This window comes from Herbiconiux sp. 320_LB (assembly GCF_059691755.1).
The window spans coordinates 685,289-706,822 of record NZ_JCAWAD010000002.1; the positions used below are offsets into that span (position 1 = coordinate 685,289).

At 71.3% G+C, this 21,534-nt stretch carries 12 protein-coding genes; 9 read left to right on the plus strand and 3 right to left on the minus strand.

The features are described 5' to 3' along the window. Nucleotides 1–163: 163 nt before the first annotated feature. Entirely contained in the window at nucleotides 164–1,450 is a 1,287-nt protein-coding gene (locus tag AC59HU_RS07220) for an adenylosuccinate synthase (protein WP_497222701.1), read from the minus strand. Between the two features lie 139 nt (nucleotides 1,451–1,589). On the opposite strand from AC59HU_RS07220, the gene AC59HU_RS07225 reads away from it, so the two are divergent. Continuing rightward, entirely contained in the window at nucleotides 1,590–1,865 is a 276-nt protein-coding gene (locus AC59HU_RS07225; RefSeq protein ID WP_497222702.1) for a thioredoxin domain-containing protein, read from the plus strand. On the opposite strand, the gene AC59HU_RS07230 is transcribed toward AC59HU_RS07225, so the two are convergent. Continuing rightward, nucleotides 1,862–6,505 carry a lamin tail domain-containing protein gene (locus AC59HU_RS07230; RefSeq protein ID WP_497222703.1) on the minus strand — a complete coding sequence of 1,548 codons (4,644 nt, stop codon included), beginning with the start codon at nucleotides 6,503–6,505 and terminating at the stop codon, nucleotides 1,862–1,864. The two genes, AC59HU_RS07225 and AC59HU_RS07230, sit on opposite strands and share 4 nt — an antisense overlap. 145 nt (nucleotides 6,506–6,650) lie before the next feature. Here AC59HU_RS07230 and AC59HU_RS07235 point away from each other — a divergent pair, with 145 nt between their 5' ends. Then, nucleotides 6,651–7,862 carry an aminotransferase class V-fold PLP-dependent enzyme gene (locus tag AC59HU_RS07235; protein WP_497222704.1) on the plus strand — a complete coding sequence of 404 codons (1,212 nt, stop codon included), beginning with the start codon at nucleotides 6,651–6,653 and terminating at the stop codon, nucleotides 7,860–7,862. Between the two features lie 66 nt (nucleotides 7,863–7,928). Here the strand turns inward: AC59HU_RS07235 and AC59HU_RS07240 are convergent, their stop codons facing one another. Beyond that, nucleotides 7,929–8,813, minus strand: coding sequence for a Vgb family protein (locus tag AC59HU_RS07240; protein WP_497222705.1), 885 nt, complete (start codon nucleotides 8,811–8,813; stop codon nucleotides 7,929–7,931). A gap of 172 nt (nucleotides 8,814–8,985) precedes the next feature. Between AC59HU_RS07240 and AC59HU_RS07245 the strand changes: the two genes are divergently transcribed. The 7 genes from AC59HU_RS07245 to mnhG all read left to right on the plus strand — a co-directional run bounded on the left by AC59HU_RS07245 (nucleotide 8,986) and on the right by mnhG (nucleotide 21,469). Beyond that, the gene (locus tag AC59HU_RS07245) at nucleotides 8,986–14,940 is read left to right on the plus strand and encodes a family 78 glycoside hydrolase catalytic domain (RefSeq protein ID WP_497222706.1); all 5,955 of its coding nucleotides are present in this window, start codon (nucleotides 8,986–8,988) and stop codon (nucleotides 14,938–14,940) included. A gap of 111 nt (nucleotides 14,941–15,051) precedes the next feature. Continuing rightward, nucleotides 15,052–18,126 carry a Na+/H+ antiporter subunit A gene (locus AC59HU_RS07250; RefSeq protein ID WP_497222707.1) on the plus strand — a complete coding sequence of 1,025 codons (3,075 nt, stop codon included), beginning with the start codon at nucleotides 15,052–15,054 and terminating at the stop codon, nucleotides 18,124–18,126. Further along, entirely contained in the window at nucleotides 18,123–18,617 is a 495-nt protein-coding gene (locus tag AC59HU_RS07255) for a sodium:proton antiporter (RefSeq protein WP_497222708.1), read from the plus strand. Before AC59HU_RS07250 ends, AC59HU_RS07255 begins: the two co-directional genes overlap by 4 nt. Then, nucleotides 18,614–20,242, plus strand: coding sequence for a Na+/H+ antiporter subunit D (locus AC59HU_RS07260; RefSeq protein WP_497222709.1), 1,629 nt, complete (start codon nucleotides 18,614–18,616; stop codon nucleotides 20,240–20,242). The genes AC59HU_RS07255 and AC59HU_RS07260 overlap by 4 nt, the downstream gene beginning before the upstream one ends. Then, the gene (locus tag AC59HU_RS07265; RefSeq protein WP_497222710.1) at nucleotides 20,239–20,829 is read left to right on the plus strand and encodes a Na+/H+ antiporter subunit E; all 591 of its coding nucleotides are present in this window, start codon (nucleotides 20,239–20,241) and stop codon (nucleotides 20,827–20,829) included. The genes AC59HU_RS07260 and AC59HU_RS07265 overlap by 4 nt, the downstream gene beginning before the upstream one ends. Then, nucleotides 20,826–21,089, plus strand: a complete 264-nt coding sequence (locus AC59HU_RS07270) for an MrpF/PhaF family protein (protein WP_497222711.1) — start codon at nucleotides 20,826–20,828, stop codon at nucleotides 21,087–21,089. Before AC59HU_RS07265 ends, AC59HU_RS07270 begins: the two co-directional genes overlap by 4 nt. Beyond that, nucleotides 21,086–21,469: a monovalent cation/H(+) antiporter subunit G gene (gene mnhG / locus AC59HU_RS07275; protein ID WP_497222712.1), complete on the plus strand. Its 384-nt coding sequence runs from the start codon at nucleotides 21,086–21,088 to the stop codon at nucleotides 21,467–21,469. Before AC59HU_RS07270 ends, mnhG begins: the two co-directional genes overlap by 4 nt. Nucleotides 21,470–21,534: the final 65 nt, after the last annotated feature.

Consider the following 21,534-nt stretch of genomic DNA (forward strand, 5'->3'; position numbering starts at 1 on the left):
GTTGTCGCTAAAACCCGCGGGTAACGACAACAAGTGACGGGTCGCGGACATGCATGGGCGAGCCGGACCCAAGGGCTCGGGGGCGCAGGCCAGGGCCTCCAGGGCCCGGCCCGCAGCGGCCAGGGCCCCCAGGGCCCCAGGGCCCGGCCCGCCGCGGCCCAGCTCAGGGGAGGAGGTCGTGGCGGGCCACGATCGCGTCGCGATCGGGGCCGACACCGATGGCCGAGATCCGCGAGCCGCTCATCTCCTCCAGCGCCAGCACATAGCGCTGCGCCGCCGCCGGCAGGTCACCGAACTCGCGCACGCCCGTGATGTCCTCCGACCAGCCCTCGAACTCCTCGTAGATCGGCACCGCGTGGTGGAAGTCGCTCTGCGACACCGGCACCTCGTCGACCCGCACGCCGTCGACGTCGTACGCCACGCACACCGGGATCGTCGACAGCCCGGTGAGCACGTCGAGCTTGGTGAGCACGAAGTCGGTGACGCCGTTGATACGCGCCGTGTAGCGCGCGATCGGCGCGTCGTACCAGCCGGTGCGGCGCGGGCGGCCCGTGGTCGTGCCGAACTCGAAGCCCTTCGAGCGCAGGAACTCGCCCGACTCGTCGTGCAGCTCGGTCGGGAAGGGGCCGGCGCCGACGCGGGTCGTGTAGGCCTTGACCACCGCGATCACGCGGTCGATGCGGTTGGGCGCGACGCCAGAGCCGGTCGCCGCCCCGCCCGAGGTCGCGTTCGACGAGGTGACGAAGGGGTAGGTGCCGTGGTCGACGTCGAGCATCGTCGCCTGGCCGCCCTCGAAGAGCACGGTCTTGCCGTCGCGGAGCGCCCGGTCGAGCACCAGCGAGGTGTCGGCGACCATCGGCCGCAGCCGCTCGGCGTAGGAGAGCAGGTCGTCGACGACCGCATCGGCCTCGATGGCCCGGCGGTTGTAGACCTTGACGAGGATGTGGTTCTTGAGGTCGAGAGCGCCCTCGACCTTCTGCCGCAGGATGCCCTCGTCGAACAGGTCTTGCACCCGGATGCCGACACGGTTGATCTTGTCGGCGTACGCCGGCCCGATGCCGCGGCCGGTGGTGCCGATCTGCCGCTTGCCGAGGAAGCGCTCGGTGACCTTGTCGATCGTGCGGTGGTACGCGGTGATCACGTGCGCGTTCGCCGAGACGAGCAGCCGCGAGACGTCGACGCCGCGCGAACCCAGCGCCTCGAGCTCGTGGAACAGCACCTCGACGTCGACCACCACGCCGTTGGCGATGACCGGGGTGACCCCGGGGGTCAGGATGCCCGAGGGCAGCAGGTGCAGGGCGTACTTCTTGTCGCCCACCACGACGGTGTGGCCGGCGTTGTTGCCGCCGTTGAACTTGACGACGTAGTCGACGCGGCTGCCGAGGAGGTCGGTGGCCTTGCCCTTGCCTTCGTCGCCCCACTGGGCGCCGATCAGGACGATCGCTGGCATGTGGAATCCTTCCGGGTCCGATGTCAGTGCCCGACGAACGGTGCCGGTTGACAGCTGATTCTACCGCGGGAGGCCACGCCGGACCGCGAGGCCGCCTGGCCTGGGGAATCAGGATGCGCATCCGGGCGTTGTGGAGGACATGGCCGAACTCAGCGTCACGCTCTACTCGTCGAGCTTCTGCGGCGCCTGCTCGAGCACCCGCGCGACGCTCGACGACCTCCGCCCCCTGCTCGGCGACCGCGTCGAGTGGCACGAGGTCAACGTGGCGGATGCGCCCGAGGCCGCCGAGTCGGCCGCGATCGTGGCGACCCCGACGGTCGTCATCACGAGCATCGACGGCACAGAGCGGATGAGGGCCTCCGGTGTGCCCTCATCCGCTCAGGTGCTCTCGGCGATCGCCCGCGCCCTGCCCTAGCCGAGCCTGCGGCGACGACCGCGCACCACGGCGAGCGTACCCAGCGCGATCACCAGCAGCCCGATCGCCAGCCACGAACCCGCACCGTCGCCCGCACCGGTCGCCGCGAGGTCGCCCCGGTTCTGCGCCGAGCCGGCCGAATCGCCCGCATCGTTCTGGCCGCCGGCGCCGGACCCGGGTTGCGAGACGCCCGATCCGCCACCGGCACCAGGCTGTCCGGCCCCGGCCCCGGGAGCACCCGAGCCCGACCCGGGCTGCCCAGCCCCAGGCTCACCCGAGCCCGCCCCGGGCTCCTCCACGACACCACCCACGCTGAACGTCCGCACCGCCGAGTAATCCACGGCCCCGTACGGGTCGGCGGTCTTCACGAACCACCCGTGCTCGCCGTCCGCGAGACCCTTCCAGACCGTCGACAGCACCGTGCCGCTGGCCACGTCGTCGAACGACGCGATGGTGTTCGTGGTCAGGATGTCGGCCGAGAACGCATCCGTCGCGAGCGTCTTCTGAGCCGACCGGATGCCGACGGCCGCGTAGGGGATCTCGAACTCCTGGTCGGCGAGCGTGAACGACGGGTCGTCCGAGTCGAAGCGGTCCAGCGACGGCGAGTACGTGCGCACCGACACCGACGAGGAGGCGTTGTCGAAGTGCAGCAGCCGCAGGAAGCCGAGGCCGCCCTCCGCGAGACCCTGGTAGTCGAAGAGCATCGCGTAGACCGTGCGGTCCGGGGTGCCGTCGCCGTCGTCGTCGAACTCGTCGGTGCGTGTGTAGGCGTCGTGGTAGTGGCCGGACATCACCATCATCACGTTGGGGTTGGTGGCGACGACCTCGTCCATGATCCGCTGCGGGATCGGCCCGAGGCCGCCCGTGGTCAGCATGTACTCGTGCAGGTTGATGATCACCTTGCGCTCGGGGTACTTCGCGATCACCTCGTTCATCCAGGCGAGCTCGGCGTCTCCCGGATCCCAGCCCATCGACACGACCATGAAGTCGATGCCGCCGGCCGTGATCAGGTCGTAGTGCCCGCGGTTGTCGAGGTAGCTCTCGCCGTACCAGGGGTTGCCCTGGTAGCGGGCGGCACCGAAGTACTTCGAGAACTCGGTGTAGTCGTCCTCCTTGTGGCCGACGTCGTGGTTGCCGGCGAGCACGCCGTAAGGCAGCTTCGCGTCGTCGAACAGCTGGTACGCCGCGTTCGCGTTGTCCCACTGGTGCTGGTCGGCGGAGTTGTCGACGACGTCACCGGTGTGGAACACGTACTGCAGGTTGAGGTTCGCCCGCTCCTTCAGGAAGAACTGGTTGATGTCGAGCTGGTGCTGGTAGAACGTGTCGTTGTAGTACTGCGTGTCGGTCTCCCAGCCGAGCGTGAAGTCGTAGTCCGCGCGCGGGGTGGCCCCGGCGTTGAACGGCGTCACGGCGGTGTCGCGGCTCGACAGGTTCGCGCCGGCGAAGCCCTCCGAGTGCTGCACGAGCACCTGGATGCGGCCGTCCTTCAGGTGGCCGGCGACCGGCACCGTGGCGCCCAGGTCGAACGGCTCCGGCCCGGCGGCGGCAGCGGCCGCGTCAGCACCAGCACCAGCACCAGCAGAGCCCGACTCGGCCCCCGTCACGTACCGGTCGACCTCCTCCCACTCCCCCGTCGTGGTGTCGAGCACGTACATCAGCACCTTCGCGTCGGCGTTGGCCGTGCCGCTCCAGGAGAGCCGGGCCAGCGCATCCGCACCCGCGGTGGCCGGCACCGAGACGTCGAACATCTGGTACGGGAAGGCGGCGTCGCTCGACACCGAGGCGTCGATCCCGTCGGTGCCCGTCATCGCCGCGAGCTCCTCGGCCGACACCGGGGTGCGGGCCGAGCGGTCGGTGCCCGAGGCCTCGCCGGTCTCGCCCTTCCAGCTCGTGACCGCCGCATCGGAGGGGTCGAGGTGGAACCCTTCGGCGAAGCTCGCGTCGAGCACGTCGCCCGAGGGGTCGGTCACCTCGGCCGAGAGGGTCACGTCACGGGTCGACTCGATCGCGTCGTCCACCGGCGAGATCGACTCGGTTCCGGGCTGCTCGTCGGGGGTCGTGAACGCGACCGTCTTCGTCGCGGAGTTGCCGAGCGCATCCGTCGCCGCGATGACGAAGGAGTGCGTGCCCGAGGCCATGGTCACCGACGAGGCGGAATAGGGCAGGCGGATGACCGAGCCGTCGAGGGTCGCGGTCTGCGTGGCCAGGCCGGCCCCCGCATCCGTCGCCGTCGCATCGATCGAGAAGGCGCCGCGGTACTCGGTGCCGTCGACGAGGGTGGTCGTCAGGGCCGGTGCCGTGTTGTCGACCGTGACCGAGGCGGATGCCGTCGTCGCGCCACTGGTCGCCACCACGGTGTGCGCCCCGTCTGCGACGGCGGTCGTGTCCCAGGCCGCGGCCTTCGCCGAGAAGGCCGCGGTCGGCAGCACGAAGTGGGCGTCGTAGTAGTCGAGCTTGCCGGTGGAGTCGCCCATCTGCAGCACGGTCGAGGGGTCGTCGTAGCCGACCGGGGTCAGCGTGCGGCCGTCCGGCAGCACGAGCCGCAGGTTCTTGATGGTGAAGTCGTCGTTGTTCTCGTTCGGGTCGATGACCGGGGCGGCCTTCGTGCCCGCCCAGACGCTCACGACGAGATCCTGGCCCTGGGTGACGTACGACAGCGGCACCGAGGTCGAGATGGTCTCGTAGCCCGAGGGGATGCCGTCGTCGAAGATGCGCAGCACGTCGTCGCCGATGCGCACGCCGTTCTTGAAGAAGACGTTGACGCCGCTCGCGTCGAAGGCGAACGAGGGCTCGGACTCCAGGGCGGGCGCAGTCGCGACGGGCGCGCCGTCGATGCTCAGCGCGACCGGGTCGGTGGCGTGGTCGGTCGCCGCCGAGAGCAGCGTGCGGCCGCCGACGAACTGGCCGTCGGTCACGTTGAGCCGCAGCGGCGCGTCGTTCGCGCCCTCGACGATCAGGTGCACCGCCGGCAGGGTGGCCGTGTGCGAGCCGTCGGAGGCGGTCAGGAAGTAGTCGACCGAGCGGGCCCCGGTGAGGTCGACCGCGGGGACGGTGAAGCCGTACCCGTTGGATCCGTCGTTCTCGAGGTTGACCGTGCGGTAGCCCGAGTCGGCGTTCGTCTTCCAGTGCAGCGTGACCGTGCGCACGAGCACGTCGTCGGTGATCTCGAAGTGGAACGGCAGGTCGGTCGCGCGCTTGACCACCGTGGGGCTGGTGTCGCCGACGACGGGGGCGGTGCGGTCGACCGGCGGCACCATGAGGCCCGCGGGCACCTGGTCGGCCGTGACGGCGCCGGGGGATGCGGGCGCCTGCTTCACGAGCGTCTGCCGGGTGAGGGCGGCCGGGTCGACCGCGTACTGGATGCCCTGGTCGGCCGTGGTGTCGTCGGCGCCGGCGAGATTGTAGTAGGCCCGGTTGATGCGCTGACCGGTGTTCGTGATGACCTCGATGCCGCGGGCGGAGGAGTTGGCCATTCCGGCCGTGTGCGTCTCGACCAGGTTCTGGCCCATCGTGAGCGCGGTGCCGAACTTCGTGTTGAAGTCGGCCGCCGTCAGGGCGTCGTTGGTGCCGTTCTTGACCCAGACGACGAGGGTGCCGCCGGCCGGGACGACCGGGCCCTTCGGCTCGACCGGCCAGAGCGCGGTCTGGCTGTTCGACAGGTCTTCGAGCGGGTAGAGGTAGCGCAGCGTGTAGTCGGAGAAGTCGACCGCCTCGCTCGTGGCGTTGTAGAGCTCGATGAACTCGTAGGCGTCGCCGCCGCCGAGGTTCGAGGAGTCGGGCAGCAGCTCGGTGACCTGCAGCGGCGCGGTCACGAGTGACGGGTCGGGCTGCGGGCCGGGCACCGGGGTCGGCGTGGGCGTGGGGGTGGGCGTGGGCGGCGGGGTGGGCGTCGGCTCGGGCTCCGGGGCCGCCGGCAGCTGCTCGGCCGCGACGACCCCCGGGGTGGGCGTGCCGAGCGGCTGCTGCACGGGAGCGCTCGCGGTCGCCGCATCGGCCGGCACCGCGAAGTGCACGCTGCGGTCGGCACCCGCCGACCCGGTCGGGTAGAACGAGCGGCTCACGGCGGTGCCGTCGGCATCGGTGATGCGGATGCCGCGGTTGCCGCCGTTGGCCATCCCCGCCTGGCCGGTCACCTTGACGACCGGGTACCCGGTCGCGCCGGGGTAGTGGGCGATGAAGTCCTCGGCGCTGAGCTTCGAGGTGTCGATGCCGGTCGCCGTGTAGTCGAGCCAGAACACGGTCGCCGCGTGCGGGGCGACGACGGTGCCGGCGGCCGGCGTGAGGGCCACGTCGCGGGCGCGGTCGTCGGTGTCGGCGTAGATGTAGGAGAAGCCGTAGGCGCCGTCCAGCGCGAGCGGAGCATCCGTCGTGTTGTAGACCTCGAAGAACTCGAACTGGTCGGTGCCGACGTTGTCGGGGTTGATCTCGGTGACGACGAGTGCCGGCGGTGCGGCCGCGACGGAGGCGCCGAACCCGGATGCTCCCGGCCCGGTCACGTCGAGCCCCGAAGCGGCGAACGCCGGTGCGGCGACGAGGGCGCCCGCTCCGAGGGCGAGGCCGGTGACTCCGGCGAGGACGGTGGACAGGGAACGGGGGCGTGCGCGCATCGTGAAGATCTGGAACTCCGGCTCGTCGGTCAAAACGAGAGCGAACGTAACCACTAGGGGTTACACGCAGACAGATGCCGGGTGAACAGCAGACGCGAGCCGCGGGTCATCCCCCGCCGGGGTGGGCCAGGATTGCCTCGAGCGCGCCCCGGGCGCATCCGTCGATCAGGAGCACGTCATGACCACGCCCGACACCCCCGCCCGAACGGGCACCGGCACCGACACCAGCACCGGCACCAGCACCCGTGCTGCGACCCCGTTCGACGACTACCTCGGGCGGTTCGGCGAGGAGCCGGGCTATCTCAACTTCGCCAGCTACGGCCCGCCCTCCCGCTCGGCCGCCGAGGAGAGCGCCCGGCTGTTCGACCTCGCGATCGGCGGCGCCGATTCCGGGCAGCAGCTGCACTCGGCCGACCACCGCGCGCTCGCCGCGGCCTCCCGGCTCACCGGCCGCCCGGTCTCCGCCGTGCACCTGGCGCCGAGCACCTCCCACGGACTGTTCCAGGTCGCCTTCGGGCTCGCCGGAGGCGAGGTGCTCGTCTCCGCCGCCGAGTTCCCGGCCAACCTCTACCCGTGGTGGCGCGCGGAGCAGGCCGGCCGCCTCCGCACGCGCCTGCTGGGCGACGGCACCCCGCAGCCGGTCACGCCCGAGCGGGTCGCCGCCGCGCTCACCCCCTCGATCACGGCCGTCGCGGTGAGCGCCGTCGACTTCCGCACCGGCCACCGCGCCGACCTGGCCGGCCTCCGCAAGGTCGTCGGCGACCGGCTGCTGATCGTCGACGGCATCCAGGGCTTCGGGGCGGTCGACCTTCCGTGGGAGGTCGCCGACGCCCTCGTCGTGGGCGGGCAGAAGTGGCTCCGCGCGGGGTGGGGCACGGGCTTCGTCGCCTACTCCGAGCGGGCGCTCGACCGCCTCCGGCCGACCCTCGGCGGCTGGACCGGGGTCGAGGATCCGGCCCGCTACGACGGCACCGAGCATCCGGTGCAGGCCGGCGCCCAGCGCTTCTCGGTCACCAACGGCTCACCCTTCGCCGCGGGCGCCCTCGCGGCGGCGCTCGAGCTCGTGGAGTCGACCGGGGTCGGAACGATCGAGCGCGCCGTCGCCGAGCGGGTCGACCTGCTCGGCGACCGCCTGGTGGACGCCGGGGCCAGGCTGGGTTCTCGGATGCGCGTCGCGCTTCCCGAGGACCCGACCAGCCGCTCGGGCATCGTGCCCGTGGTCTTCGCCCCCGGCCTGGCGGAGCCGGCCCATCGGGCGCTGGCGGCGAACGGCGTCACCACCACGCTGCACGCGCCCGACCGCATCCGCTTCTCGGTGCACGCGACCACCATCACCGCCTCGCTCGACCTGGCCGGCGATGCCCTGAGGGGTCTCGCAAGCGGCGCCTGAGCGCGCGATCACCCGACGCGGAGCCGGGCCAGACGTGAGCCCGAGCCCGAGCCCTGGCCCGAGCGCTCAGCGCGTGACGGCGAGCAGCGCCCCCGACTCCATCGCGACCCAGATCGTGTCGTCGCCGGCCACCCCGAGCCCGTGCGGCTCGTCGTGCCCCGACGATGCGAGCCCGATCAGCGACACCGCGCCGTCGAGGTCGATGAACCCGAGCTCGTTCGAACCCCAGAGCGTGAACCACGCTCCCCCGCCCGCGGGGTCGGCGACGATGGCGTGCGGCCGTGACCCGGGGTCGGGCAGCGGATGCTCGGTGACGTTCCCGCGCCGGTCCACCCGCCCGATCCGGCCGGCCAGGATCTCGCAGAACCACGCGGCGCCGTCGTCGCCGATCGTGATGCCGACCGGTCCCGCCTCCGGGGTCGGCAGCGGGAACAGCTGCGGAGCCGAGTCGCCGCCGCGCACGTAGCCCACGGCGTTCGCCCGGTGCGCGGTGAACCAGAGCGAGTCGCCGGAGGCCGCGATCATCGACACCATGCCGTCGTCGGTGCCCGCCGCGAACTCGGCGACGCCGCCCAGGATGTCGATGCGGCCGAGCGAGTCGATGCCGGCCTCGGTGAACCAGGCGGTGCCGTCCTGCATCGACACGATGCCGAAGGGCTGGGCACCCGGGGTGGGGACGGCGATCTCGCGCAGCATCCCGTCGGGGCCGAGGAGGACCACCTCGTCGTGCGCACCGTCGGTCACCCAGACCGAGTCGTCACCGGCCGCGGCGACCTGCGCGGGCTGGGCGCCCTCGCGCAGCACGAACCGCGAGAATCCGCCGTCCGGAGCCTTGCGGATCACCTCTCCGGCGTGCACCAGGGTGCACCACACCGCCCCGTCGGCCGTGACGGTGACACCGTACGGACCGCCGCCCGGCCCGGCCACCTCGTGCACCTCGATCGCGCCCATGGAGACCGAGCCTAGCCCGCGGGCCCGTCGGGTCGAGCGCATGAATCGTTTCAGAAATTCGCCGAAAAGGCTTGACACCTGTCGACGGACCCGGCCAAAGTGGCCCCACCCGCCTTGCTCAGCCAAGGGATCACCCATCCCAGAAGTTGAAACGATTCAATGGAGAATTCACATGGCTCATAGGCTTCCACGCCTTCTTCGCACCGCTCTCGCCGGGTGCACGACGATCGCCGTCACGGCCGGGATCGTCTCCCTGTCCGTCCTCCCCGCCCAGGCGGCCGAGGCGCAGTCGCCCTTCGCCGCGGCCGCCCCGGCCTCAGCGACGGCAGCCGCCCCGGCCGCACCGGTGGCCGCCGCGACGGCGACCGCCCCGCAGGCGTCGGCGCTCACCACCGACGACCTCACGGATCCGCTGGGGATCGGCGGCGACGCACCGCGGCTGTCCTGGAAGGTCGTCGACCCCGACCGGGGCAGCGTGCAGTCGGCCTACCGGGTCCGGGCCGCGGCCTCCGAGGCCGCCCTGGCGAGCGGTGACACACTCTGGGACTCCGGAAAGGTCGACTCCGACCAGTCGGTGGACATCGACTGGGCCGGCCCCGCCCTCGAATCCTCGACCCGGTACGTCTGGCAGGTGCAGGTCTGGGACGGCACGGGCGCCGCCTCCGACTGGAGCGCCCCGGCGTCATTCGAGACCGGGCTGCTCGAGGCCTCCGACTGGTCGGCCGACTGGGTCGGCGCCCAGGACGAATCCCGCGACTGGACCGACTACACCCTGACCTCCGAGTTCTCGCTCGTGCACCCCGCCTCCTCGGCGATCGGCTTCTTCTTCCGCAGCCCCGACGCCCAGAACGGCTTCATGTGGCAGATCAACTCCGGCATCCAGGCCGCCGGCAAGGTCTACTTCCGCCCGCACGACAAGGTCAACGGCGGCTACACCGCCCTCGGCGACCAGGACATCACGCAGATCATCGCCGACCACGGCGGAACGGGCGCGACCCACACCATCACGGTGCAGGTGGTCGGCGACACCATCACCACCTCGATCGACGGCGTCGCCCTCGGCGGCCAGTTCGGTGTGGTGACGAGCTCCCACCACCCGACCGGCGGCATCGGTCTGCGCACGAGCGGCACCGAGAGCGCGCTGATCAAGAGCCTCACGGTCGTCTCCTCCAGCGGCGAGAGCCTGTTCGGCTCCACATTCGGAGCCGGCGGCGCCGGAGCGGCCGCCACGAACCCCCTGAACGGCGGCACGCCCTCGGCCGACGGCCTCGCGATCAGCGGCGGGGTGGAGGCCTTCCAGGCCGTGCAGCCCCCGCTGGTCCGCGGCGGGTTCACCGTCGACCCGGCCAAGACCGTCGCGTCGGCCCGCGCCTACGCCTCGGCGCAGGGCATCTACCAGCTCGACCTCAACGGCGCGCAGGTCGGCGACCAGTACCTCGCTCCGGGCTGGACCGACTACTCGAAGACCTACCAGTACCAGACGTACGACATCACGGGCCAGGTCGTGCCGGGCGCGAACACCCTCGGCGCTCAGCTCGCCGACGGCTGGTTCGCCGGCACCCTCCAGAACGGGCCGAAGAACGTCTGGGGTTCGACCGCCGACCTGTCGCTGATCGCCCAGGTGCTCGTCAGGTACACCGACGGCACCAGCGAGACCTTCGGCACCGACGACACCTGGACCACCTCGACCGGCCCGATCGTCGCCGCCGACCTCTACAACGGCGAGACCTACGACGCCACCCGCGAGCAGGCCGGCTGGAACACCCCCGGCTTCGACGCCTCGGCGTGGACTCCGGCCGTCGTCCGCCCCTCGCAGACGGCGAAGCTGCGCGCGCAGTCCGACCAGCCGGTGCGGATCACGGCCGAGCGACCCGCGCTCAGCCAGACCGAGCCCGCGCCCGGCGCCTTCGTCTACGACCTCGGTCAGAACATGGTCGGCACCGCCGCGATCACGCTGACCGGCAAGGCGGGCCAGCAGGCGCGCATCCGGTACGCCGAGGTGCTCAACCCCGATGGCACGATGTACACCGCGAACCTGCGGAGCGCGAAGGTCACCGACTACTACACCTTCGCCGCCGACGGCACCGTGAGCTTCCACCCCACGATGACCCAGCACGGCTTCCGCTACGTCGAGGTCACCGGCATCGACACCGCCCCCGCGCTGACCGACGTCGTCGGCACGGTCTGGCACTCGGCCGGAGACGACACGGTCGGCTTCACCACCTCGAACGCCCTGGTCAACCAGCTCCAGTCGAACATCACCTGGGGCCAGCGCGGCAACTTCGTCTCGATCCCCACCGACACCCCGGCCCGCGACGAGCGGCTGGGCTGGACCGGTGACATCAGCGAGTTCGCCAGCACCGCGACCTACAACCTCGACTCGGACGCGTTCCTGACCAAGTGGCTGCGCGACCTGCGCACCGCCCAGGCCGCGAACGGCGCCTACCCGGATGTCGCCCCGAACTACGCGGGGATGTCCGGCGGCGGCAACTCCGGCTGGGCCGACGCGGGGGTCACCGTGCCGTACGCGCTCTGGCAGAGCTACGGAAACACGGCCGTGCTGGAGGACGGCTGGTCGTCGATGACGAAGTACATGGACTACCTCGCCTCGACCAGCTCGAACAACCAGCGCGACGGCGGCGCCTACCGCGACTGGCTGAACCTCAACGACGACACGGCCTCCAACATCATCGGCACGGCGTACTACGCGCACAGCGCCGACCTGATGGCGCAGATGGCCGAGGCCATCGGCAACACGGCCGACGCGGCGAAGTACCGCTCGCTGTACGAGGCCATCCGCTCGTCGTACCAGGACGCGTTCATCGGCGACGACGGCGCCCTCTCCAGCGACACGCAGACCGGCTACGTCATCACGATCATGTTCGGCCTGGTGCCCGACGCGGTGCGCGACCAGCTGGCCGACCGGTTCGTCGCCACGCTCGAGCGCGCCGACTGGCACCTCTCGACCGGCTTCCTCGGGGTGAAGAACCTGCTGCCCGCCCTCACGGCGATCGGTCGCACGGATGTCGCGTACCGCCTGCTGCTCAACACCGACTACCCCTCGTGGGGCTACGAGATCGCGAACGGGGCGACCACCATCTGGGAGCGCTGGAACTCGATCATGCCCGACGGCTCGTTCGGCGACGTCGGCATGAACTCGTTCAACCACTACGCCTACGGCGCCGTGGGAGCCTGGATGTACGGCACCGTCGGCGGCATCTCGGCTCTCGAGCCCGGCTACCGCAAGTCGCTGATCGCCCCGGTGCCCGGAGGCGGACTGACCAGTACGGCGATGGACTACACGACGCCCTACGGCACGGTCTCCAGCCACTGGAACACGGCGGCCGGGTCGTTCGACCTGAACGTCTCGGTTCCGGCGAACACCACGGCCCGCGTCGTGGTGCCGGCCCAGAACCCGTCGGCCGTCACCGAGAGCGGCCTGCCGCTCACGTCGGTCGCGGGGATCGTCTCGTCGACCGACACCGGCGACACCGTCACGATCGAGCTCGGGTCGGGTGACTACGCCTTCGCGGTCGAGTCCCCCGCGGCCGACCTCGCCTCCGTGAAGGAGGGCCTGGCGGCCTTCGACCAGCTGCTCGCCGGCGCCGACCTCACGGATGCGCAGCGCGACGCCCTCGAGGCCGACTCCGCCACCGCGGCCGCCGCGGTCACTGCCGGGCTCGCCGAGCCCGCGGCCGCCGCCGAGCAGTCGGGCATCGCCCTCACCGCTCTGCAGCACGCCGAGGCGCTGGTCGCCGCCGACCTCACGGCCGGCCCGATCGACCAGGCCGGAGCCGACGCCCTCGTGGCGGCGCTCGACCCGATGATCGCGAGCCTCAACCGGGCGCTGGTCGCCGCGATCGGCATCTCGGTCGCCACGACCGGGCCCGCCGCCGAGCTGCTGCCCGGCCAGACCGAGACCGTCACCGTGACGGCCACGAACACCTCGGCGGCCGACATCGCCGACGTCGGGGCCTCGCTCGACCTGCCCGAGGGCTGGACGGCGACCCCCGCCGAGGCGGCGCACGTCACCCTGGCGGCCGGCGCGAGCACCGCGTTCGCGTTCACGGTCACGGTTCCGGTCGACGCCACGGTCGGCAGCAACCCGATCCTCGGTCGGGTCGACGTGCCGATCGCCTCGGGCCGCGCCTCGACGACGGCGGCCACGGCCGTCACCGTCGGGTCGCCGGTCACCCTGGCCGTGACCGCCTCGCCCGCCACGGCGGCACCCGGCGGCTACGCCCTCGTCACGGTCGCGCTGCACAACCGCTCCACCGCCACGGTGAGCGGAACGGTGAAGCTGGGCGTGCCGGAGGGCTGGGCCCAGCCGGCGGAGTCGGCGGCGATCACCCTCGCCCCCGGCGCCGACGCCTCGGTGCCGGTCAGCCTCGTGGTCCCGGCCTCCGGGAACACGGGCGCCGTCGCGGGCCTCACGGCATCGTTCGCCTCGTCGAGCCAGACGCTCGCCCAGGCCCCGGTTCCGTTCTCGCTCACCATCGGGGTGCCGGATGCCGCGGGCATCATCGACTACCTCGACATGGGCAGCACGGCCTCCACCCCGGCCGGTGAGGGCGCCCACTCGGTGACCTTCTCGTCGCGCTCGGGCAACTCGCCCGACGAGGCCGGGCTGACCCGTCGGTACACCTACCGGGGAACCACGGACGGCTTCATCCAGTTCACGATGAAGATCACCAAGGGCGAGCCGTTCGTGCTCCGCACCCGCGAGACCTACGACGGGGCCCAGATCAAGGACTACGCGGTGAAGGTCAACGGCAAGACGGTGGACGCCCGCGCGTTCAGCCACACCGGCGGCGTCGGCACGGAGGTCTACCAGCTCCTGATCGACGACCCGGCGCTGCTCACCGGCGACACCGTCACCGTGCGGTTCGAGAACAACCCGGAGGGCCGCAACTACGACCCGTCGATCGCCGACGTGTGGACGCTGCCGGTGCCGGCCGCCGACACGGTCGCCCCGGTCACCACGGCGTCGTTCGACGACCAGAACGGTACGGCGGTCGGACCCGTCTCGGTGACCCTCGCGGCCACCGACGACGTCTCGGGTGTGGCGAGCACGACGTACTCGGTCGACGGTTCGCCCGCCGCCGTGTACACCGCGCCGTTCGAGGTCTCGGGCGCCGGCGCGCACACCGTCACCTACCGCTCGACGGATGTGGCCGGCAACACGGAGGAGATCAAGACGGCCATGCTCCACCTGGTGCAAGGGCCGCCCGAGGTCGACCGGTTCTCCGGCGTCGACCGCTTCGAGACCGCGGTGACGGTCTCCAAGGCCGGCTTCGAGACCGCCGACACGGTCTACCTGACCTCGGGCGAGACCTTCCCCGACGCGCTCTCCGCGGCTCCCGCGGCGGCCGTCGACGGCTCGCCGATCCTCCTGACGAACGCGGGCTCGCTGCCCCCGGTCGTCCGAGACGAGATCATCCGGCTCAAGGCGACGCACGTCATGATCGTGGGCGGGCCGAACTCGGTCGGTGCCGCGGTCGAGGCCGACCTTCGGACCCTCGTGCCCTCGGTCACGCGGGTCGGCGGGGTGGACCGCTACGAGGCCTCGCGCAACGTCGCCTCGACGGCGTTCCCGACCGGAGCGGACGTGGCGGTCATCGCGACCGGCACCTCGTTCCCGGACGCCCTGTCGGCGGGTGCCGCGGTGGCCGCGCACGGCCCGGTCATCCTCGTCGACGGCTCCGCCTCGACGCTGGATGCCGCGACCGTGGCGCTGCTGAAGCAGCTCGACGTCGATCAGATCGTGGTCGCCGGCGGTCCGGACACGGTCTCGGCCGGCATCCTGGCGCAGGCGAAGTCGCTGGTGCCGGACACCGTGCGGCTCTCCGGAGCCGACCGGTACGCCACCTCGCGGGCGATCAACGCGCACTTCTTCGACTCCACGGAGAAGGTGCTGATCGCCACCGGCCTGAGCTTCCCCGACGCCCTGTCGGGATCGGCTCTGGCGGCACGCGTGGGCGGCCCGCTGTTCACGGTGCCGGGCACCTGCATCCCGTCCGAGACCCTGGCGCAGATCACCGCGCTGGGTGCGAGGGACGTGGCGCTGCTCGGAGGCGAGAACACGCTGTCACCGGCGGTCGCCGAACTGACGGTCTGCGGTCCCTAGCGCCGGCCCGCACGTAGTAGCACCCTGAGGGGGTGGCCGTCTCCGCGGCCACCCCCTCGGTCTGTTTGATAGACTGATCGACCTGCCCTCTCCCCGACATGAGGAGTCCGCGTGATCCTGATCCTGCTGCTGTTCGCGGGATTGTCAGCGCTCACTCCGATTCTCACCAGGCTGCTCTCGACGAAGGTCTTCTACCTCGTCGCCCTGCTCCCGGCGGGGGCGTTCTTCTGGACTCTGGCGCAATCGGGCACGGTGCTCAGCGAGCACGTCGACGGCACGGCCGCCGTCACCGAGTACGTGCCGTGGATCCCGCAGCTGGACATCGCCCTGTCGTTCCGGATGGACACGCTGGCCTGGTTGCTCGCCCTCGTCGTCACCGGTGTCGGCGCCCTGGTGCTGGTCTACTGCGCCCGCTACTTCTCGCCGCGCGAACCCTCGCTCGGCCGCTTCGCCGCCCTGCTGCTCGCGTTCGCGGGAACGATGTTCGGCCTGGTCACGGCCGACGACATCTACATCATGTTCATGTTCTGGGAAATCACGAGCGTGCTCTCCTACCTCTTGATCGGCCACTACACCGGCCGCAAGGAGAGCAGGGGTGCGGCGCTGCAGGCTCTCCTGGTCACCACCTTCGGCGGTCTCGCGATGCTGGTCGGCGTGGTGCTGCTGACGGTGGATGCCGGGACGACGAGCATCGCCCAGCTGGTCTCCGACCCGCCGCCCGGCAGCGCGCTGGTCACCACCTCGATCCTGCTCATCCTGGTCGGTGCCCTCTCGAAGTCGGCGCTCGTGCCGTTCCACTTCTGGCTGCCCGCGGCCATGGCCGCCCCCACCCCCGTCAGCGCCTACCTGCACGCCGCCGCCATGGTGAAGGCCGGCATCTACCTGATCGCCCGGCTCGCCCCCGGCTTCGCCGACACCCCGGGATGGACCCCGGTGCTGGTGAGCCTCGGCGTCTGGACCATGCTGCTCGGCGCGTGGCGCTCGCTGCGCCAGAACGACCTCAAGCTGCTGCTGGCCTACGGCACCGTGAGCCAGCTCGGCTTCCTCACCGTGGTCGTCGGCTTCGGCACCCGCGACGCGGCCCTGGCGGGTGCGGCGCTCCTCCTCGCCCACGCGCTGTTCAAGGCCACCCTCTTCCTGGTCGTCGGCATCATCGACCACGACGAGGGCACCCGCGACCTGCGCGAGATCTCCGGGCTCGGGCGACGCCGCCCGCTGCTCGCGGCCGTCGCCCTGATCGCGGTCGCCTCGATGGCCGGCATCCCGCCGCTGCTCGGCTTCGTGGCCAAGGAGGGCGTGCTCACCGCGTTCCTCGAGGCGGGCCTCGGCTCGGCCGACGCGCCCGCCGACCCCTGGGGCTGGGTGGCCCTGATCGGGGTCGCGCTCGGCTCGATCCTGACCGTGGCCTACAGCGCCCGCTTCTTCTGGGGCGCGTTCACCACCAAGAAGGCCGTCAGCACCGACGCGTCGGCGCCGGATGCGGCGGCGCACCCGCCGACCCGGGGCATCCTCGTCGCCCCGCTCGTGCTGACGCTCGCCACCGTCGCGGGCGGCCTGTTCGCCTCCCCGCTGGGCCACGCGCTCGAGAGCTACGCCGACACGATGCCGGATGCGGAGACCGCCGACTACCACCTCGCCCTCTGGCACGGGCTCGAACCCGCCCTCGGCATCTCGGCCGTCGTGATCGCCGCCGGCCTCGTGCTGTTCGCGCTGCGGAAGCCGTTCGCCCGGCTGCAGAAGAAGGTGCCCGCCCTCGTCGACGCCTCGCGCACCTACTGGGGCATCGTCCGGGCCACCGACCAGGTCGCCGCGCACGTCACCGTCTTCGCCCAGAAGGGCGGTCTTCCGCAGTACATCAGCACCATCCTCGTGGTCTTCGTGCTCTGCCTGGGAACGGCGACCGCGTTCAACCGCACCTGGCCGAGCGAGCTCGTGCTCTTCGACTACCCCGCCCAGGTGTTCGTGGCCGCCGCCATGGCCGCGGCCGCCGTGATGGCCGCGCGCGCGACCCACCGCCTCGCCGCGGTGCTGCTGGTCGGCGCCACCGGTTTCGGCCTCGTCGCCCTGTTCGCCTTCCACGGCGCCCCCGACCTCGCGCTCACCCAGGCCCTGGTCGAGACCGTGACGGTGGTGGTCTTCGTGCTGGTGCTGCGCCGCCTGCCGCAGAAGATCGCCCAGCACAACAAGCCGGTCCGCCGGCGTCGGCGCATCCTGATCGGCACCCTGGTCGGCGTGACGATGGGGCTCGTCGGCTTCATCGCGCTGGGCGCCCGGCAGGCCGGCGGGCTCGGCGACGAGCTCGCGCGCCTCGCGGTCGAGGAGGGCCACGGCAAGAACGTGGTCAACGTGATGCTCGTCGACATCCGCGCCTGGGACACGATGAACGAGCTCTCGGTGCTGATCGTCGTGGCCACCGGCGTCGCGAGCCTGATCTTCGTGACCGGGCGCAACTTCACCATCCCCCGGCTCCGCGAGTCGCGCGGTCGGCGCCAGGCCACCAACCGACGCGACCTGGTGGCCGATCCGCACACCGCCGACGCCTCCCCCGACGACCGGCAGCACTCCTGGCTCCTCGGCGGCCGCACGCTCTCGCCCGAGAACCGCTCCCTCATCCTCGAGGTGCTGGTGCGGCTGGTCTTCCACCCCGCGATCGTCGTGTCGATCTTCCTGCTGTTCGCCGGGCACAACCTGCCGGGCGGCGGCTTCGCGGCCGGCGTCCTCGCCGGGCTCGCACTGATCGCGCGCTACCTGGCCGGCGGGCGGTACGAACTCGGCGAGACCATCCCGATCGGGCCCGGCATCCTGCTCGGCACCGGGATGCTGCTGGCGACCGGCACCGCCGTCGGCTCGCTCTTCCTCGGCGCCGACATCCTCACCTCGGCCTACTTCGAGACCGACCTGCCCCTGCTCGGGCACGTCTCCTTCGGCACCTCGACCATCTTCGACGTGGGCGTGTACCTGGTCGTGATCGGCGTGATCCTCGACATCCTGCGCGCGCTCGGCGGCGAGGTCGACCGCCAGCAGGCGGAGGACGACGTCGACGCCCAGCCCGACGACCACTCCGTCGTGGCCGACGAGGCCGACACCCGGGGCCGGGTCGCGAGCCGCGCCACCAGCGGACCGCTCAGCCGTGACGCCGACGCCCGTTCCGCATCCGACGCCCTGGAAGAGGAGGCCCGGCCATGAGCGCCTCCATCACCCTCGTCGTGCTGATGGCCGTGATGTACGGCACCGGCGTGTACGTGATGCTCGAGAAGAGTCTCACCCGCATCCTGATCGGCTTCCTGCTGGTCGGGAACGCCACGAACCTGCTGATCTTCTTGATGTCGGGCCGCTCGGGCTCCTCGCCGATCATCGACGGCGGCACCGCCGACGCCCCGATGGTCGACCCCGTGCCTCAGGTGCTGATTCTCACCGCGATCGTGATCAACTTCGGGGTGACGGCGTTCATCCTGGCCCTGATCTACCGGTCGTGGTGGCTGTCGAACCTCGGCGACGAGGGCGACGACGTGATGGCCGACGAAGACGAGGAGGATGCCGCCGAGGCCGACCAGGCGCACGAGTTCCACGTCTCGCTCGAGGGCGACGACGACGCGGTGCGGGCCGTCCTGGGCGAGGGATCCGGAGCAGATGACGACGACGAACCGAGCGAGCACGAGAGGGATGTGATGCGATGAGCGCCCTCGTGCCCCTGCTGGTGATCATCCCGCTCGTCGGAGCAGCGACCACCCTCATCCTCGGCCGCTACCGCCGGGTGCAGATCGCGATCAGCGTCACGGCGCTGACCGCCGTCACCATCGCGGCGGCGGTGCTGCTGGCGCAGGTCGACAGCACCGGCCAGCCCATCGTGGTGAAAGTCGGCGGCTGGGAGCCCCCGTTCGGCATCGTGCTCGTGGTCGACCGGCTCTCGGCGATCATGGTCGTCGTCTCGGCGCTGATGCTGCTGGGCGTGCTCGTGTTCGCCGTCGGTCAGGGCTTGGCCGACCGCGACCGCGACACCCCCGTGTCGATCTTCCACCCCACCTACCTGATCCTCGCCGGCGGGCTCTTCGACGCCTTCATCGCGGGCGACCTGTTCAATATGTACGTCGGCTTCGAGATGCTGCTCGCGGCCAGCTACGTGCTGCTGACCCTCGGCGGCACCGGGTCGCGCATCCGGGCCGGGGTGACCTACGTGGTGGTCAGCCTGGTGTCGTCGCTGCTGTTCCTCGGCGCGATCGCGCTGATCTACGGCGCGACCGGCACGGTGACGATGGCGCTGCTGTCCGACCGCATCCGGGAGCTGCCGTTGGACGTGCAGATCATCCTCTGCGCGGCGCTGCTGATCGGGTTCGCCGTCAAGGCCGCGGTGTTCCCGCTCTCGTTCTGGCTGCCCGACTCGTATCCGACGGCCCCCGCACCGGTCACCGCGGTGTTCGCGGGCTTGCTCACCAAGGTCGGTGTCTACGCGATCATCCGCACCGACAAGCTGCTGTTCTTCGACGTGCCGCTGACCGTGCCGCTGCTGATCGTCGGCGGGCTGACGATGCTGATCGGCATCCTCGGCGCGCTCGCGCAGGCGGATGTGAAGCGGCTGCTGTCGTTCACCCTGGTCAGCCACATCGGCTACATGATCTTCGGCGTCGCGATCGGCACCGAGCTGGCCACCGGCGCCACGATCTACTACATCGTGCATCACATCACCGTGCAGACCGCGCTGTTCCTCGTGGTGGGGTTGATCGAGCGGGTCGGCCGGTCGACCTCGATCACCCGGCTGGGCGGGCTGCTCAAGAAGGCGCCCTACGTGGCCATGCTCTTCTTCATCGGGGCGCTCAACCTCGGCGGCATCCCGCCGTTCTCGGGCTTCCTCGGCAAGATCGGGCTGTTCGAGGCCGGCGCCGAGTCGCCCTCCCCGCTGGTCTACGTGCTGATCGGCGCCGGTGTCGTGACCTCGCTGCTCACGCTCTACGCGCTGATGCGGGTCTGGAACATGGCGTTCTGGCGACCCGCCGAAGACGTCGAGGGCTACGAGTCGCCGCTCATCGAGTCGCTGCAGGAGAGCCCGGATGCGGTCAACGGCTCGACGACGGGCGTCGGCGTCGAGACCCGCACCTCGGTGCTGATGGTGGGCGCCGCGACCGGGTTGGTCGCGCTGACGCTGTGCCTGACGGTGTTCGCGGGGCCGCTGTTCGCTCTGGCCGGGCGGGCCGCGGGCAACGTGGCGACGCCGGATTCGTACGTCGACTCGGTGTTCCCCGGGGGCGTGCCCTCGTCGCTGTCCGGGGGCTCGGGCGGGCATGCCGTGGAAGGGGGTGCACCGTGAGGGCGCGCATCCTGAACGGGCTCGTCCCCTTCCTCGGGCTCGTGCTGCTCTGGATGCTGCTCTGGGGCCAGTTCACCTGGCTGGCGCTGCTGACCGGGGTGCTGCTCGCGACCATGGTCTCCGCGGTGTTCTACCTGCCCGCCGTGCAGCTGAGCGGTCGGCTGAACCCCTGGTGGGGGCTCGTGCTGTTCGTGAAACTGCTCGTCGACATCGTGGCGGCGTCGCTGCAGATCGCCTGGATCGCGCTGCAGCCGCGGTACCGGCCCTCGAACGCGATCTTCTCGGTGCAGCTGCGCACGCGTTCGGACCTGGTGATGGTCTTCACCGCCGAGGCGGTGTCGCTCGTGCCCGGGTCGATCGTGCTCGACGTCGACCGCGAGACGGGCACCCTCTACCTGCACGCGTTGAACGTGAAGTCGGTCGACGAGGTTCCGGCGCTGCGGCGGAAGGTGCTGGCGACCGAGCGGCGGCTGATCCTGGCCGCGGGGTCGGCGGACGACCTGGCTCGGCTTCGGGCGGGGCGGGACAAGGATGCGCGGGCCGAGACGGTGCCGGATGCGTCGGCCGGGGACGAGGGGGCGCGATGATCGTCGTCGTGGTGATCGCGGGCATCCTGATGGCCGGCGGTGCGCTCGGTGCGCTCTGGCGCATCGTGAAGGGGCCGTCGGCGCTCGACCGGATCATCGCATCCGATGTGCTCGTCGCCACCGCCATCTGTGCGATCGGTGCCGAGATGGCGATCAACCGGCACACCGACAACCTGCCGGTGATGCTGGGGCTGGCGCTGTTCGGCATCGTCGGCTCGGTCGCGGTCGCGCGGTTCATCGCGGGGAGGGACGACACATGAGCCCCATCGACTTCTCGTTCGGCGCCGACGGCTTCGACCTGCGCGACGCGGTGACGGCCGTGCTCGTGCTGCTCGCGGCACTGATGTGCTTCGCGGCCGGGGTCGGCCTCATCCGGTTCCCCGACGTGCTGTCGCGGCTGCACGCGGCGACCAAGCCACAGATCCTCGGCATCATCGCGATCGTTGCCGACGTGGCGGTGACGAACCTCTCGGTCGGCACTCTGACGCTGGCGGTGGCGATCGTGTTCTTCCAGGGCCTCACGGCGCCGGCGGCGGCGCACATGACCGGGCGGGCGGCGTTCCGCACCGATCACTTCCGGCGCGACACGCTCGTGCTCGACGAGCTCAGCCCGCGGGAGGCGGACGAGCGGCGGTCTTGACAGGGCCCCGCGCCCTTGCGAGCCTGTCGGCAGACCGGGCACCGTGGCCAGACCGCGCTTCGTGC